Here is a 15,605-nt window from a genome sequence, read left to right as displayed (position 1 = left end):
ACTCAGCGGGCAGCCGGCGGGGGCGGGGGAGGAGTGGTGGGGGCGGCGGGGTCCTGGGCCTCGAACCGGTGCTCGGCGAGCACGCCGGTCCGGTGGCGCTGGACGAACCAGTAGTAGGCGAAGCCGCCCAGCGCGACGAAACCGATGAAGAGGAACGCGCCCCAGCGCAGATACCAGTGCTGCGGGCCGGTCGCGTTGTACACCTCGGCGCGCGGCCAGGCCAGGTTGAGCGCCATCACCGAGCCCCACAGCACCGCCATGACGTTGATCGGCAGCCCCCAGCGGCCCAGCGAGAACGCGCCCTCGCGCGGCTCCCACTCGCCGCGCAGCCGCCGCACCAGCATGGGCACGGTGACCAGCAGATAGGCCACGTAGATCATGATGATCGCGATGCTGGTGATCACCGAGAAGATCTGCGGCTGGTTGATGTTCACCACCAGGATCACGACCCCCACCACCCCGATCACCACGGCGGGCACCACGGGCGTCTTGAAGCGGGGGCTGACCTTGGCCAGCTTCGATCCGGCGGGCAGGTTGTTGTCCCGCGCCATGGCGAACATCAGCCGGATCCCGGCGGCCTGCACGGCCAGCACGCAGACCGTGATCGCGACGACCACCGCCCAGAGGAAGACCTCCCCGACGGTGTCGCCGAGCGTCGCCAGCACCACGTACTGCAGACCGCCCGTCGACAGCTCCTCGGCCTGCAGGTCCGGCACCGCGAGCAGCGCGAACAGCAGGATGAACGCGCCGATCAGGAAGGACGCGATGAGCGCCCGCAGGATCGCGCGGGGGGCGTTGCGGCCCGGGTTGTGCGACTCCTCGCCGAGCGAGGACGCGGTGTCGAAGCCGTACATCACATAGGCGGAGGCCAGCGACGCGGTGAGGAACGCGCCGAAGTAGCCCAGCGACTGGCCGCTGCCCAGACCGTACGTCTCCGTCAGGGCGGTGCTGGGGCCCCGGGTGATGTGGGCGGCCAGGAAGATGATGAGGAGGACGGCGGCGACCAGCTCGATGAAGACGCCCGCGGAGTTGATCCGGGCCATGAGCTTGACCCCGAAGGCGTTCACCAGCGTGGAGAACAGGATCAGCACCGCGCCCAGCAGGACCGCGTTCGCCGCCTGGTCGTTCTTGCCGCTCCCGTCGCCCACGAACTGGAACCAGCCGTCGATCTGGGGCAGCGTGATCTGGTAGGCCAGCGCCACGGCCGACAGGGTGACCATGGTGGCCGTCATCATCATCCAGCCGCCGAGCCAGCCGACGTGCGGACCGCCCATCTTCTTGGCCCAGTTGTAGACCGAACCGGCCACCGGATAGCGGGCGGCCAGCTCGCAGAAGCACAGGGCCACCATCAGCTGCCCGCAGAAGACCATCGGCCAGGACCACCAGTAGGCGGGCCCGCCGAAGCTGACGCCGAAGTAGAACAGCTGGAAGGTGCCGGTCAGGATCGAGATGTAGCTGATCCCGGCGGCGAAGGTGTGGAAGTTGCCGAGCGTGCGCCGGAGTTCGGGCCGGTAGCCCAGCTCGCCGAGCGCGTCGTCATCGTCCTGGCTCCGGCTGCGACCGGGCGGCGGTGCGGCCGGACCCCGCCCCGAACCGCTGTCCGTGCTCACTCGAACCACCGCTGGGGAACCGCCGCGACATTGCGCCAGATGTGCTTGGCCTCCTGATACTCGGCGAGGCCGGCCGGGCCCAGCTCGCGGCCGAAGCCGGACTGCTTCATGCCGCCCCACTCCGCCTGCGGTACGTAGGGGTGGAAGTCGTTGATCCACACGGTGCCGGCCCGCAGCCGCGAGGCCACCCGGTGGGCGCGCCCGCCGTCCTGCGTCCAGACCGCCCCCGCCAGCCCGTACACGGTGTCGTTGGCCAGCCGGACCGCGTCGTCCTCGTCCCGGAACCGCTCGACCGTGAGCACCGGACCGAAGGACTCGTCCTGCACCACGGACATCGAGGTCGCGCACTCGTCCAGCACCGTCGGCGGGTAGTAGAAGCCGTCGGCCAGCGCCGGATCGTCCGGCCGCGCGCCCCCGCAGCGCAGCACCGCGCCCTCGGCGATGCCCTCGGCTACATACGCCTCGACCTTGTCGCGATGCGCGGCCGAGATCAGCGGACCGCTGCGCGCGTCCTCGTCGAAGGGCCCGCCGAGCCGGATCCGGCCCGCCCGCGCCACCAGCTCGTCGGTGAACCGGTCGTGCAGCTCGTCCTGCACGAGGAGCCGCGCCCCGGCGGAGCAGACCTGCCCCGAGTGCAGGAACACCGCCATCAGCGCGTAGTCGACGGCGGTGTCGAAGTCGGCGTCGGCGAAGACGATGTTCGGGTTCTTGCCGCCCAGCTCCAGGGCCACCTTCTTCACGGTGGGCGCGGCGGCCGCCATGATGCGCCGCCCGGTCACGAGCCCCCCGGTGAACGACACCATGTCGACCCGGGGGTCCTCGGTCAGCGGCGCACCCACCACGCCCCCCGCCCCGAGCACCAGATTGGCCACCCCGGCAGGCAGCCCGGCCTCCGCCAGCAGCCCCATGAGCAGGACGGCGGTGTGCGGAGTCAGCTCACTGGGCTTGAGCACGAAGGCATTGCCGGCCGCGAGCGCCGGAGCGACCTTCCAGGCGGTCTGGAGCAGCGGATAGTTCCACGGTGTGATGAGCGCGCAGACCCCGACGGGCTCGTGGACGATACGGCTGTCCGTGTCCGCGCTCCCGGTGTCCACGACCCGGTCCGGCCCCCCGGCGCCGGCGAGGTTGCCGAAGTACCGGAAGCAGTTCGCGATGTCGTCCATGTCGTAGGCGCTCTCGACCAGCCGCTTGCCCGTGTCCAGCGACTCGGCACGGGCGAAGACGTCCTTGTCGCGCTCCAGCAACTCGGCCACCCGCAGCAGCAACCGTCCCCGCTCGGCGGCCGGCGTCCCCGGCCAGGGCCCGTGATCGAAGGCCCGCCGGGCCGCGGCGACGGCCGCGGCGGCGTCCTCGGGCCCACCCTCGTCGACGGTGGCCACCGTCGTACCGTCGGCCGGACAGCGGATCTCCCGCGTCCGCCCCTCGGCGGCCGCGGCCCACTGGCCATCGATGAACAGCTCCGGCATGGGCTCCTCCAGGTACGGCTGGACCGGTCGCCCGGCCGTATGCCGTCCCTGCGGCATCCCGGTGGCGATCCCCTGCCGACGGTAAGCGCGGGGGTCCTGGCGCGCAGCACAAGCGCGGCCGAACCGAGGACCGGCTCGCCCGCGCAGGGTGGAGGGGCGCCACCGAGCGGGAAGGCAGCCTCCCGGAGAAGTACCGGAGATGCCGCAGCACCCCTGCCCGACCCGCGGGCAGCGGGCCGGGCTGGGGTGCGGCGGCATCCGCTTCGGTCAGATGTCCCGGAAGATCTCGATCTGCGCGCCCACCGAGTTGAGCCGCTCGGCCAGCTCCTCGTAACCGCGGTTGATCACATAGACGTTGCGGAGTACGGAGGTGCCTTCCGCCGCCATCATCGCCAGCAGCACCACCACGGCGGGCCGCAGGGCGGGCGGGCACATCATCTCGGCGGCGCGCCAGCGGGTCGGGCCCTCGACCAGGACCCGGTGGGGGTCCAGGAGTTGGAGGCGGCCGCCGAGACGGTTGAGGTCGGTGAGGTAAATCGCCCGGTTGTCGTAGACCCAGTCGTGGATCAGGGTCTGGCCGTGCGCGGAGGCGGCGATCGCCGCGAAGAACGGGACGTTGTCGATGTTGAGGCCGGGGAACGGCATCGGGTGGATCTTGTCGATCGGGGCCTCCAGCTTGGAGGGCCGCACCGTCAGGTCCACCAGGCGGGTGCGCGCGTTGTCGGCGGCGTACTCCGGGGTGCGGTCGCAGTCGACGCCCATCTCCTCCAGGACCGCGAGCTCGATCTCCAGGAACTCGATCGGCACCCGGCGGATGGTGAGTTCGGACTCGGTCACCACCGCGGCGGCCAGCAGGCTCATCGCCTCGACCGGGTCCTCGGAGGGGGAGTAGTCCACGTCCACGTCGATCTGCGGGACCCCGTGCACGGTGAGCGTCGTCGTGCCGACCCCGTCGACCCGTACGCCCAGCGCCTCCAGGAAGAAGCACAGGTCCTGGACCATGTAGTTGGACGAGGCGTTGCGGATGACGGTCGTGCCGTCGTGGCGGGCGGCGGCCAGCAGGGCGTTCTCGGTCACGGTGTCGCCGCGCTCGGTCAGCACGATGGGCCGCCCGGGTGAGACGGAACGGTCGACCTGTGCGTGGTACAGGCCTTCCGTGGCGGCGATCTCCAGGCCGAACCGGCGCAGCGCGATCATGTGCGGCTCGATGGTGCGGGTGCCCAGGTCGCAGCCGCCCGCGTACGGCAGGGTGAACTGCTCCATCCGGTGCAGCAGCGGGCCCAGGAACATGATGATCGACCGGGTGCGGCGCGCGGCGTCGGCGTCGATCGCCTCCATGTCCAGCTGCGCGGGCGGCACGATCTCCAGGTCCACGCCGTCGTTGACCCAGCGGGTGCGCACGCCGATGGAGTTCAGCACCTCCAGGAGCCGGAACACCTCCTCGATCCTGGCCACCCGGCGCAGGACCGTGCGGCCCTTGTTGAGGAGCGTGGCGCACAGCAGCGCGACGCAGGCGTTCTTGCTGGTCTTGACGTCGATGGCGCCGGAGAGCCGGCGGCCGCCGACGACCCGCAGATGCATGGGCCCGGCGTAACCGAGCGACACGATCTCGCTGTCGAGGGCTTCACCGATGCGCGCGATCATCTCAAGGCTGATGTTCTGATTGCCGCGCTCGATGCGGTTGACGGCGCTCTGGCTCGTGGCGAGCGCCTCGGCCAGCTGCGTCTGTGTCCAGCCCCGGTGCTGTCGGGCGTCACGGATGAGCTTGCCGATACGTACGAGGTAGTCGTCTGACATGGCGGCAGGTTATCTCAGATATGAGATGAGGGTGCTGTGGGGGTGTGCCGTTCGAGTGACGGGTGTGCACCGACTCCGCGCGTGCCGGGTCTCCCCATCGTGGCCCGCGCGGGGACGGAGGGCGCGGTCCGCGCGTCCGTACGGGGCACGAGGGCGTGGGGGCGCGGAGGTACGGAGATTCGCCCCGCCGTTACGCCGACGGGGCGCCGGCCGGACCACCGGGCGCCGGGCCGTCGAGAACGGGGCCACGGCTTCGATCTCGACGAGCTGGTCCGCGCAGCCGAGCACGGTGACGCCCATCAGGGTGCTCGGCACGTCGTGCTCGCCGAACGAGTCCCGGACCACCCCCCCCAGGCGGCCACGAGATCCTCCTGCCGGGTCCAGAACCTCCGGCGACGAACCGGATTCCGTTGCCCCGGCAGGGGCAAGGGCGCGGTCCTGGGAGACACGCTCCACCTGCGTGGACGGAATCTCCCGAAGCCCCTCACGCGCGAAGCGCCACGACTACCCGCCCCTGGCCCGCCCGCTCCCGCTGCATCTGGCGCGTCTCGCGGGCCAGTACGTCCTCCCGATGGCAGACGGAACGGAGACCGGCAGGAGGACAGATGGCACCGAGTCCGGGCACTCCGCGCGGTGACGCCATGAGACCGGTATGCCTGATCAGGGGCCATGACGGTTGCCATCGACGGTCGAGCGAGCCCGGATGCGGACACCGGCGGCGCTTCCGAGCCGACGAAAATCGGAGGCTCGGCGACCGGTGCGTCACTAGGGTGGCCCGATGGCTTCGATCAGGCAGGTCAGGCAGGTCCAGATCACCTTCGACTGCGCGTCGCCCTCGCGCGTCGCGTATTTCTGGTGCGAGGTGCTGGGGTATGTCGTACCGCCGCCGCCCGAGGGGTTCGCCACGTGGGGCGACTACGACCTCTCGTTGCCGCCCGAGAAGCGGGACGCGGGGTTCGTCTGCCAGGACCCCTCGGGGGTGGGCCCGCGCATGTACTTCCAGCGCGTTCCCGAGGGCAAGGTCGTCAAGAACCGGGTGCATCTGTGCGTGCGGGTCGGCACCGGACTCGTGGGGGAGGAGCGCCTCGCCGCGCTGGAGGCCGAATGCGCGCGGCTGATTCCGCTCGGCGCGGTGCGGCAGCGCCTGCTGCTCGCCGATGAGGAGAACGAGTCCTGCCTCGTGATGCAGGACATCGAGGGCAACGAGTTCTGCCTCGACTGACGCCCTCGGGCCCCCTCGGGCCCGGTCCCTGTGCGGCAGGACCCGCGGGCCGGCCGTTCCGAAAAGCCCGTCCTGCGCGCGGGCGCGGTGTGCGCGCGGCGCTCAGCGGCCCGCGGTGAGCTGCCGTGCGAAGCGGCGTACGGCATCGGTGAAGGCGCCCGGCGCGTCGAAGTTCGCGAGATGTCCTGCCCGCGGGATCAGTTCGACGCGAGCGTGCGGGTGCGCGCGGGCGAAGTCCGCCTCGCCGGACCGGAAGAGGCTGTCCTTCTCGCCGTTGAGGATCAGTGCCGGAGCCGCCACGTGGCGCATCGCGCCCGCGTCGAAGCGTCCCCGTACCTCGCCCCAGGCGGCCGGCAGGGTGTGGAAGGCGTAGCCGGAGCGGATGGTCGCCCCCACCACGTCCGGCGGATAGTGCCGCAGCAGCATCCGGTCGTTCCACCGGGTCAGCCGGTCCGCCGGTATACGGGGCACCAGCCCGGCGACCCACCGGTACGGCATCGTCCACGCGCCGCGGGTGGCGGCGCTGGCGCCGGCGAGGACCAGTCCGCGGAGCTGGTCGGGGCGGCGCCGCGCGAAATCCAGCGCGACGTATCCGCCGAGTGAGTGCCCGACGACCAGGGCCGGGCCGCGGCCGAGCGAGTCCACCGCTGAGGCGATGATCTCGGTTGCGGAGCTCAGGCTCCAGGGCTGGTCCGAGCGCTCTCCGTGGCCCGGCAGGTCGACGGCGGCCACCGGGAATTCGTTCCGGAGCGCGGCGAGCTGGGTGCTCCACTGTCCCGCGCTGAAGCGTGTCCCGTGCACGAAGACCATGGGCAGCGCATCCGCGGCCATGGGTGACGCATCCGCTGTCGTCATCGCCCCCCCGGTGATGTCGTCCCTACTCGGACTCTACCCGCGCGGTCCCCCGCGTGATCGAGGCGGTCCCGCGGCGTCCGGTGGCGTGGTGGGGCACCTGGGCATGACCGAGCGGCGGCTATGTACTAGAGTTATCTCGACATCGAGATATCTGCCGAGGCGCACCACAGCCGCCGCCCGGTAAGGGTTACCTAACTAATCCTTACCTTAGCGGATGGTCGGGGCCGTAGACGGCAAAACGCGGCGCCGACTGCCAAGGAGGCGCGGCGCGGAGATACGCGCACATTGAAGAAGGAGACTGTCGTGTCGGCGAACAGCTTCGACGCCCGCAGCACGCTGCGCGTGGGCGACGAGTCGTACGAGATCTTCAAGCTGGACAAGGTAGAGGGCTCCGCGCGCCTCCCGTACAGCCTGAAGGTCCTGCTGGAGAACCTGCTCCGTACCGAGGACGGCGCGAACATCACCGCCGACCACATCCGGGCCATCGGCGGCTGGGACTCCCAGGCGCAGCCCAGCCAGGAGATCCAGTTCACGCCGGCCCGCGTGATCATGCAGGACTTCACCGGCGTGCCGTGTGTCGTGGACCTCGCCACCATGCGTGAGGCCGTCAAGGAGCTCGGCGGGGACCCGGCGAAGATCAACCCGCTGGCCCCGGCCGAGCTGGTCATCGACCACTCCGTCATCGCCGACAAGTTCGGCACCAAGGACGCGTTCCTCCAGAACGTCGAGCTGGAGTACGGCCGCAACAAGGAGCGCTACCAGTTCCTGCGCTGGGGCCAGACCGCCTTCGACGAGTTCAAGGTCGTCCCCCCGGGCACCGGCATCGTCCACCAGGTGAACATCGAGCACCTGGCGCGCACGGTCATGGTCCGCAACGGCCAGGCCTACCCCGACACCCTCGTCGGCACCGACTCGCACACCACCATGGTCAACGGCCTCGGCGTGCTGGGCTGGGGCGTCGGCGGCATCGAGGCCGAGGCCGCGATGCTCGGCCAGCCGGTCTCCATGCTCATCCCGCGCGTCGTCGGCTTCAAGCTGACCGGCGAGCTCCCGGCCGGCACCACCGCCACCGACCTCGTGCTGACCATCACCGAGATGCTCCGCAAGCACGGCGTCGTCGGCAAGTTCGTCGAGTTCTACGGTGAGGGCGTCGCCGCCACCTCGCTCGCCAACCGCGCCACCATCGGCAACATGTCGCCGGAGTTCGGTTCCACCGCCGCGATCTTCCCGATCGACGACGAGACGCTGAAGTACCTGCGCCTGACCGGCCGCGACGAGCAGCAGGTCGCGCTCGTCGAGGCGTACGCCAAGGAGCAGGGCCTCTGGCTGGACCCGGCCGCCGAGCCGGACTTCTCCGAGAAGCTGGAGCTCGACCTCTCCACGGTCGTCCCCTCCATCGCCGGCCCGAAGCGCCCGCAGGACCGCATCGTCCTCGCGAACGCCAAGGAGCAGTTCGCCCGCGACGTCCGCAACTACGTCTCGGACGACGAGGAGGCGGGCAAGGAGTCCTTCCCGGCCTCCGACTCCCCGGCCGCCTCCAACGGTGTTCCGACGAAGCCGACCACCGTCACGGCCCCCGACGGCTCGACGTACGAGATCGACCACGGCGCCGTCACCGTCGCCGCGATCACCTCGTGCACCAACACCTCGAACCCCTACGTCATGGTCGCCGCCGCGCTCGTGGCGAAGAAGGCCGTCGAGAAGGGCCTGACCCGCAAGCCGTGGGTCAAGACCACCCTCGCCCCGGGTTCGAAGGTCGTCACCGACTACTTCGACAAGGCGGGCCTGACGCCGTACCTCGACAAGGTCGGCTTCAACCTCGTCGGCTACGGCTGCACCACCTGCATCGGCAACTCCGGCCCGCTGCCGGACGAGGTCTCCAAGGCGGTCAACGAGAACGACCTCGCGGTCACCTCGGTGCTCTCCGGCAACCGTAACTTCGAGGGCCGGATCAACCCCGACGTCAAGATGAACTACCTGGCGTCCCCGCCGCTGGTCGTCGCGTACGCCATCGCCGGTTCGATGAAGGTCGACATCACCAAGGACGCCCTCGGCGTCGACCAGGACGGCAAGCCGGTCTACCTGAGCGACATCTGGCCCTCCGAGGCCGAGGTCAACGACGTCGTGGCGAACTCCATCGGCGAGGACATGTTCAACAAGTCCTACGCCGACGTCTTCGCGGGCGACGCCCAGTGGCAGGCGCTGCCGATCCCGACCGGCAACACCTTCGAGTGGGACGCCGAGTCCACCTACGTGCGCAAGCCCCCGTACTTCGAGGGCATGACGATGGAGACGACCCCGGTCGAGGACATCACCGGCGCCCGGGTGCTCGCCAAGCTCGGCGACTCGGTCACCACCGACCACATCTCCCCGGCCGGCGCCATCAAGGGCGACACCCCGGCCGGCAAGTACCTCACCGAGCACGGCATCGAGCGTCGTGACTTCAACTCCTACGGCTCGCGCCGTGGCAACCACGAGGTCATGATCCGCGGCACGTTCGCCAACATCCGCCTGCGCAACCAGATCGCGCCGGGCACCGAGGGCGGCTACACCCGCGACTTCACCCAGGCTGCGACCGCTGACGCGGCTCCGGTGTCGTTCATCTACGACGCCTCGCAGAACTACCAGGCCGCCGGCACCCCGCTCGCGATCCTCGCGGGCAAGGAGTACGGCTCCGGCTCGTCCCGCGACTGGGCCGCCAAGGGCACCGCGCTCCTGGGCGTCAAGGCCGTCATCGCCGAGTCCTACGAGCGCATCCACCGCTCGAACCTCATCGGCATGGGCGTCCTCCCGCTCCAGTTCCCCGAGGGCCAGACCGCCGAGACCCTCGGCCTCACCGGCGAGGAGTCCTTCTCCTTCACCGGCGTCACCGAGCTGAACAACGGCACCACCCCGCGCACCGTCAAGGTCACCACCGACACCGGTGTGGAGTTCGACGGCGTCGTCCGCATCGACACCCCCGGTGAGGCGGACTACTACCGCAACGGCGGCATCCTGCAGTACGTGCTCCGCAGCCTGATCCGCAAGTAGGCCGGCGGCACACAGAAGTCGAGGGCCGCACCCCGTCGTGTACCGGGGTGCGGCCCTCGTGCGCTGAGGGTGTGTGTTCAGTACCGGTGCGGCTGCTTCTTGCCGGTCGTGTTCGCCACGCCGAAGGCGCCCGCCGCGGCCACGGCAAGGCCCACGAGAGCGACGCCGCCGTTGAGGCGCTCCCACCAGAACTTGTGCGGGGCCAGGGGTTCGTGGTCCAGCACCGCTTCGAGCAGGTCGATGCCGCCGGCGTCGAGCAGGGTGAACACATAACCGTTGGCGACGCCGAAGTACGCGGCCAGCGCGGCCAGGACGGCGGCCCAGACATGGAGGCCGGCCCCGCGGCCGCCGGTGCGGCCCACCACCGCTCCCACCGCCACCGCGAGCACGGCCGCGACGACCAGGTAGCTGGCCTGGAGCCCCACGCGTGAGAGGTCCTTGTGGGTGGCGAGCAGGATGCCCGCGTACGCCAGTCCCACGGCCGCCGCGACGAGCAGCCCCAGGAAGAAGGCCTTGCCCGGCCGTGCGCCGCCCTGGGGCGGGAAGCCCGGCTGGTAGGGGGAGGGGTAGCCGTGCTGCATGGGCTGCATCGGTTGCTGGGGAGGGTAGGCGGCCGGGTAGCCGTACCCCGGCTGCTGCTGCGGCACGGGCTGCGGCACGGGCTGACCGTACGGATGGTGCTGCGGCGTGTGTGGCTGCCAGGGCTGGCTCATGGTGTCCCCCGATGGTGAATGCGGTCCCACGCGTGTGTGCGCGCGAGCGGCTCAAAATACCAACACCGCAGATCCCGCCACCGCCGAGCCCGGGACACGAGTGGCTGCGATCGCGGTGGCCGGATCCGGTAACCTGCCCCGGACCGTACGCCGTTCGAGGAACGGTCCGCTCCAACCGAGCCACTGACGCATTCTGCTTTTCGGGGGATCATCACATGCGTGTTCGTCGCGCCGTCGGCGCTGCCATTCTCGCGCTCGCGGCCATCACCACACTCGCCGGCTGCACCGACAATCCGAGCGACAAGGCCTTCGGCGGCCTCGGCGACGCGCCCGCGCCGCCGAGCATGCCCAACCCGTCGCTCACCTTGAGGCCGAGCGGACTGCCCGACGCTCCTGGCGCCTCCGGCGGCTCGGGCGGCTCGAGCGGTTCCGGGGGGCTCATCTCCGGCGGCGGCTCCGGCAGCTCCGGCGGTAGCGGCGGCAGCACCAGCCGTCCGACGACGCGGCCGCCCTACAACGCGAGCGCGATCAGCGAGGTGATCGGTGAGAACTGCAGCTACGAGCGCTCCACCGGGCGGATCAGCTACGACGTCGACATCCAGAACGCGTCCGCCGACTTCGCCTACCGCTACAGCTTCACGGTGCAGTTCAAGGTCGGCAAGTACCCCAACTCCACGGTCGCGAGCAGGAGCGTCAGCTCCCAGTACAAGACGGTGACGGTCACGCCGGGCGGCGACCGGTCCCTCTCGGTGCACGCCCCCTACCGCACCAACGACCGGCTCGTCTACTCGTGCCAGGTGACCTCGGCCCGGAAGTCCCCGGCGTCCTAGGAAAGCGGAAGGGGCGGGAGTGGACCAGCCACTCCCGCCCCTGTGCCGCCCCGCACCCGCGGTGGAGGCGGATCAGCTCAGCAGCTCGACCTCCGCGAGCGTCGCCGAGCCGTCCAGGACGAGCCGGTAGTGCCGGTACTCGCCCGGAGCGGACACGGTGAACGCCCGTGTCTGCCGGTCCCAGGCGAAGGACTCGCCGGACCGCTTGTCCAGCTGCTTCCACTTCTTGCCGTCGGCGGAGCCCTGGAGCACCCAGCCGCGCGGCGCCTTCGCCCTGTCGGACGACGACGTCAGCGTGTACTGCACGGCCTTCGTCGCCTTGGCGACCGGCAGCTCCACGGACTCGGCGGTCGCCGAGGTGGCCGAGGTGTCGTCGAAGAGCGCGCCGTCACCCTTCAACGCGTCGCCCTTGGGCGTCGGGACCTGGTCGTCCTTCTGGACGGAGACCGGGGCCGCGTTCTTGCCCGTGCCCCAGGCCGACGGCTTCGGGCCCATGTCGAACTCCAGCGTGCCGCCCTTGGCCAGCACGTCGTGCGGGAGCGCGGTGGAGGTCCACTTCTTGCCGTTGACCTTCACGCCCTGCACATAGATGTTCTTGTCGCTGTTCTTCGGGGCCTTCACGACCAGCTTGCGGCCGTTGTCCATGCGGACGGTCACCTTCTTGAAGAGCGGCGAGCCGATCGCGTACTCCCCGCTGCCCATCACCAGCGGGTAGAAGCCGAGCGAGGAGAAGAGGAACCAGGCCGACTGCTCGCCGTTGTCCTCGTCGCCGTGGATGCCCTGCCCGATCTCGCTGCCGACGTACAGCCGGCCCAGCACCTCACGGACCTTCTCCTGCGTCTTGTACGGCTGCGAGGCGGCGTTGTACATGTACGTGGCGTGGTGGGCGACCTGGTTGCTGTGGCCGTACTGGCCCATCCGCACATCACGCGCCTCGGTCATCTCGTGGATGACCCCGCCGTAGCTGCCGACGAACTCCGGGCCCGCCGTCTCCGGCGTGGAGAAGTACGTGTCCAGCTTCTTGCCGAGACCGTCGCGGCCGCCGTACAGGTTGGCCAGGCCGCGGCTGTCCTGCGGAGCGGTGAAGGCGTAGCCCCAGCCGTTGGTCTCCGTGTAGTCGTATCCCCAGACGCGCGGGTCGTACTGGTCGGAGGGCAGCCGCCAGTCGCCGTTCGGCTTCTTGCCCTGGAAGAACCCGGCCTTGCCGTCGAAGAGCTTGACGTACTTCTGCGCCCGGTTCATGAAGTACTCGGACTCTTCCTTGTACCGCGCCTTCTTCGTCTTCTTGTACAGCTCCTGCCCCATCCGGGCGATGCCGTAGTCGTTGACGTATCCCTCGAGCGACCAGGATAGGCCCTCGTGGGTGGCGGTGTCCGCGTAGCCGGTGAAGACGGAGGTCTCCAGGCCCTTGCGGCCGACGCCCGAGGACGGCGGGGCCACGGTGGCGTTCTTGAGGGCCGCGTCGTACGCCGCCTCGGCGTCGAACTTCACGCCCTTGACGTACGCGTCGGCGAACGCCACGTCCGAGCTGGTGCCGGTCATCAGGTCCGCGTAACCGGGGGAGGACCAGCGCGAGGTCCAGCCGCCGTCCTTGTAGTGCTGGACGAACCCGTCCACCAGCTCGCCGGCCTTCTTCGGGGAGAAGAAGGAGTAGGCGGGCCAGGTCGTGCGGTAGGTGTCCCAGAAGCCGTTGTTGACGAAGACCTCGCCGTCGACGATCTTCGCGCCGGTCTGCGTCGGGGTGTCCTCACCGACCGCCTTGGAGAAGGGGCTGGCGTACTTGTTCCTGCCCTTCACCTTCTCGTGGCCGGAGTTCGGGTAGAGGTAGAGGCGGTAGAGGCTGGAGTAGAGCGTCGTCAGCTGGTCCGCGTTCGCGCCCTCGACCTCGACCGTCCGCAGGATGTCGTCCCAGGCGCCCTGCGCCTTGCGCTGCACCCGGTCGAACGAGGTGGACTCCGGGATCTCCATGGCCAGGTTCTGCTTCGCCTGGTCGACGCCGATCAGCGAGGTGGCCAGCCGCAGGTTGACCGTGCGGTCCTTGCCCGCGTCGAAGCGGAAGAACCCGGTGACGTCGTCGCCCCCGCCGCCCTTCAGCTTGCCGCTGTCGGTGACCGGCGCGTCGAAGACGCCGTACACGAACATCCGGGTGGCGCCGGTGGACAGGCCGCTCTTGACGTCCGTGTAACCGGAGAAGGAGCGGTTCTCGGCGTCCAGCGTGATGCCGCCGTCGTTCGTGACGTTGTCGAAGACCAGGCTCGCGTCCTTGCCCGGGTAGGTGAACCGCATCCGGGCCGCGTGGTCGGTCGGCGTCATCTCGGCCTTGAGGCCGTTCTCGAACGTGACGCCGTAGTAGTGCGGCTTCGCCGTCTCGTTCTCGTGCCGGAAGGGCAGCGCGCGGGCCGTCCGGGACGCGTCCGGGGTGCCGGAGGCGGCCGACGGCATCAGCTGGAAGGTCTGCCGGTCGCCCATCCAGGGGCTCGGCTCATGGCTGGCGCTGAAGGCCTGGAGCGTGGGGAGGTTGTCCTCGTTGTTGCCCCGGGCGTAGTCGTACAGCCAGCTGGTGGTGCCGGCGTTGGTGACCGGCGTCCAGAAGTTGAAGCCGTGCGGGACGGCTGTGGCCGGAATGTTGTTGCCGCGCGAGAAGCCGCCGCTGGAGTTGGTGCCGCGGGTGGTCAGCGCGTAGTCCGAGAGATGCGCCTTGCGCTTCTCGGGGGCCTTCGGGGCGATCGTGATGTCGTCGATCCAGCCCTGGAACTTCGCCGGGCCCTTGGGGGAGTCGTACGCCACCAGGATCCGGTCGACCGTCTTGCCCGCGGCGACCGTGCCGAGGCGGGAGGCGACCTTGTTCCACTGGTTGACGTAGAGGCGCTTGGCGTCGGCCTGCCCCTGCGGGGTCAGCAGCCCGCCGTGGCTGTCGGTGGCCTTGAGCTCGCTCAGATACGTACCGTCGGTGAAGGCGAGGTCCACCGCCACGTGGGTGGCCGGGTAGTTCAGGTCCGTCTCGCCCATCTGCGGATAGACGAGGTAGGACAGCTCGGTGTCCTTGGTGACGGCCGTGTTCACGTCGAAGATCTTGTTGTACGAGTAGGCGCGTCCGTCGGGGGTGTGCGTACCCGCGTAACGCAGCGCCTTCTTTCCGGTGAATCCCGCGCCCGACTTCGCGGTGGGGGATCCGGAGGGGCCGCGGTCGGGCTGGCTGCGCATCTCCTCGGGCGCCGGAGTGGAGGTGTCACCGTTCGAGAATTGAACGTCGGAGAGCTGGAGCGCGTCCGCCGCTCCGTTGTTCTTCGTGATCTCCAGCCGGAAGTGCCGGTAGGCGGTGTCGCCCGTGAAGTCGTACGTCCTGGTCTCGTGCCGCTTCGCGAAGGTCTCGCCGCTGCGGGTGTCGAGGTCGGTCCACTCCTTGCCGTCCGCCGAGCCCTTGAGGGTCCAGTCCTTCGGATCGCGCTCGGCGTGGTCGTTGGCCGAGGTGAGGGCGTACGTGACGACCTTGACGGGTTCGTCCAGATCGAACTCGACCCAGCCGGTGGGCTGGAACGCCAGCCACTTGGAGCCCGGCTCGACGTCGACGAGGTTCTCCTTGACCTCGCCGCCGGCGGTGTTCTCGGCGCTCGCGCGGACCTCCGTCACCCGGTCGGTGACATTGCCCGGTATGCCGGAGGAGAAGCCCCCGTCGACGCCGGAGGAGCGCTTCTCGCCGTCGGGCCCCTCCTCGACGGTGCTGCGCCAGTCGGGCTGCTTCTCGTCGGCCTCGAAGGAGGTGCTGAACGTCCGCTCGCCGGAGGGCTTCCGGTCCGGCGATGCGGGCTGCGCGGTGGCGACCGCGGGGGCGATCACCACCAGGGCGAGGGATGCCGCGAGGGCGGCTGCTGTGGGGGTCCGTCTCCGGCGGGGGGCCGTGCGGGGGACCGTGTGAGGGGCTTTGTCGGAGCCGTGATTGAGGCCGCGTGGTGGCTGCATGCCGAGCCGTTCCTCCCCGGGAAAATGCATGGACAACGTTGTCATAACGGGATGCAAGGTCCAGTAGGGAGCCAAGTGACAGGACGTGTCAAGGGTGTTGCCGCGGGGGGTGTCGGCGAATC

Annotated in this window: 9 protein-coding genes and 1 pseudogene; 3 read left to right on the top strand and 7 right to left on the bottom strand. The window is 69.9% G+C overall.

The features are described from left to right. Positions 1-2 precede the first annotated feature (2 nt). The 4 genes and pseudogenes from ACH4UK_RS21155 to ACH4UK_RS21140 all read right to left on the bottom strand — a co-directional run. Complete coding sequence (locus tag ACH4UK_RS21155; RefSeq protein ID WP_398358366.1) at positions 3-1,610, bottom strand: APC family permease; 1,608 nt, start codon at positions 1,608-1,610, stop codon at positions 3-5. Then, complete coding sequence (locus tag ACH4UK_RS21150) at positions 1,607-3,076, bottom strand: aldehyde dehydrogenase family protein (RefSeq protein WP_398358364.1); 1,470 nt, start codon at positions 3,074-3,076, stop codon at positions 1,607-1,609. Before ACH4UK_RS21150 ends, ACH4UK_RS21155 begins: the two co-directional genes overlap by 4 nt. A gap of 267 nt (positions 3,077-3,343) precedes the next feature. Further along, the gene (locus ACH4UK_RS21145; protein WP_398358363.1) at positions 3,344-4,873 is read right to left on the bottom strand and encodes a helix-turn-helix domain-containing protein; all 1,530 of its coding nucleotides are present in this window, start codon (positions 4,871-4,873) and stop codon (positions 3,344-3,346) included. 190 nt (positions 4,874-5,063) lie between these two features. Next, positions 5,064-5,250, bottom strand: a pseudogene (locus ACH4UK_RS21140) (RidA family protein); the annotation flags it as partial. Between the two features lie 401 nt (positions 5,251-5,651). On the opposite strand from ACH4UK_RS21140, the gene ACH4UK_RS21135 reads away from it, so the two are divergent. Next, entirely contained in the window at positions 5,652-6,095 is a 444-nt protein-coding gene (locus tag ACH4UK_RS21135) for a VOC family protein (protein WP_398358361.1), read from the top strand. A 102-nt stretch (positions 6,096-6,197) separates the two neighbouring features. Here ACH4UK_RS21135 and ACH4UK_RS21130 read toward each other — a convergent pair whose 3' ends face one another. Then, on the bottom strand, positions 6,198-6,926 hold the full coding sequence (locus ACH4UK_RS21130) for an alpha/beta fold hydrolase (RefSeq protein ID WP_398358360.1): 729 nt from the start codon (positions 6,924-6,926) through the stop codon (positions 6,198-6,200). 327 nt (positions 6,927-7,253) lie between these two features. Here ACH4UK_RS21130 and acnA point away from each other — a divergent pair, with 327 nt between their 5' ends. Next, positions 7,254-9,980, top strand: a complete 2,727-nt coding sequence (gene acnA / locus ACH4UK_RS21125) for an aconitate hydratase AcnA (RefSeq protein ID WP_398358359.1) — start codon at positions 7,254-7,256, stop codon at positions 9,978-9,980. Between the two features lie 77 nt (positions 9,981-10,057). Here acnA and ACH4UK_RS21120 read toward each other — a convergent pair whose 3' ends face one another. Next, the gene (locus ACH4UK_RS21120; protein ID WP_398358357.1) at positions 10,058-10,639 is read right to left on the bottom strand and encodes a hypothetical protein; all 582 of its coding nucleotides are present in this window, start codon (positions 10,637-10,639) and stop codon (positions 10,058-10,060) included. A 269-nt stretch (positions 10,640-10,908) separates the two neighbouring features. On the opposite strand from ACH4UK_RS21120, the gene ACH4UK_RS21115 reads away from it, so the two are divergent. Continuing rightward, a complete protein-coding gene (locus ACH4UK_RS21115) occupies positions 10,909-11,523 on the top strand; it encodes a hypothetical protein (protein ID WP_398358356.1) in 615 nt (204 codons plus the stop codon). 72 nt (positions 11,524-11,595) lie between these two features. On the opposite strand, the gene ACH4UK_RS21110 is transcribed toward ACH4UK_RS21115, so the two are convergent. Then, a complete protein-coding gene (locus ACH4UK_RS21110) occupies positions 11,596-15,483 on the bottom strand; it encodes a GH92 family glycosyl hydrolase (RefSeq protein ID WP_398358354.1) in 3,888 nt (1,295 codons plus the stop codon). Between the last annotated feature and the right edge of the window lie 122 nt (positions 15,484-15,605).

The sequence above is a fragment of the Streptomyces sp. NPDC020884 genome (genome assembly GCF_044333935.1).
Lineage (GTDB): Bacteria > Actinomycetota > Actinomycetes > Streptomycetales > Streptomycetaceae > Streptomyces.
Note: the sequence above shows the minus strand (reverse complement) of the source record. Positions and strands in the feature narration are given on the sequence as shown.

Bases quoted from the DNA above. Each gene is read 5' to 3' on its own strand.
- ACH4UK_RS21150 (WP_398358364.1), bottom strand. From the start codon at position 3,076: ATGCCGGAGCTGTTCATCGATGGCCAGTGGGCCGCGGCCGCCGAGGGG.
- ACH4UK_RS21145 (WP_398358363.1), bottom strand. From the start codon at position 4,873: ATGTCAGACGACTACCTCGTACGTATCGGCAAGCTCATCCGTGACGCC.
- ACH4UK_RS21135 (WP_398358361.1), top strand. From the start codon at position 5,652: ATGGCTTCGATCAGGCAGGTCAGGCAGGTCCAGATCACCTTCGACTGC.
- ACH4UK_RS21130 (WP_398358360.1), bottom strand. From the start codon at position 6,926: ATGGCCGCGGATGCGCTGCCCATGGTCTTCGTGCACGGGACACGCTTC.
- ACH4UK_RS21115 (WP_398358356.1), top strand. From the start codon at position 10,909: ATGCGTGTTCGTCGCGCCGTCGGCGCTGCCATTCTCGCGCTCGCGGCC.
- ACH4UK_RS21110 (WP_398358354.1), bottom strand. From the start codon at position 15,483: ATGCAGCCACCACGCGGCCTCAATCACGGCTCCGACAAAGCCCCTCAC.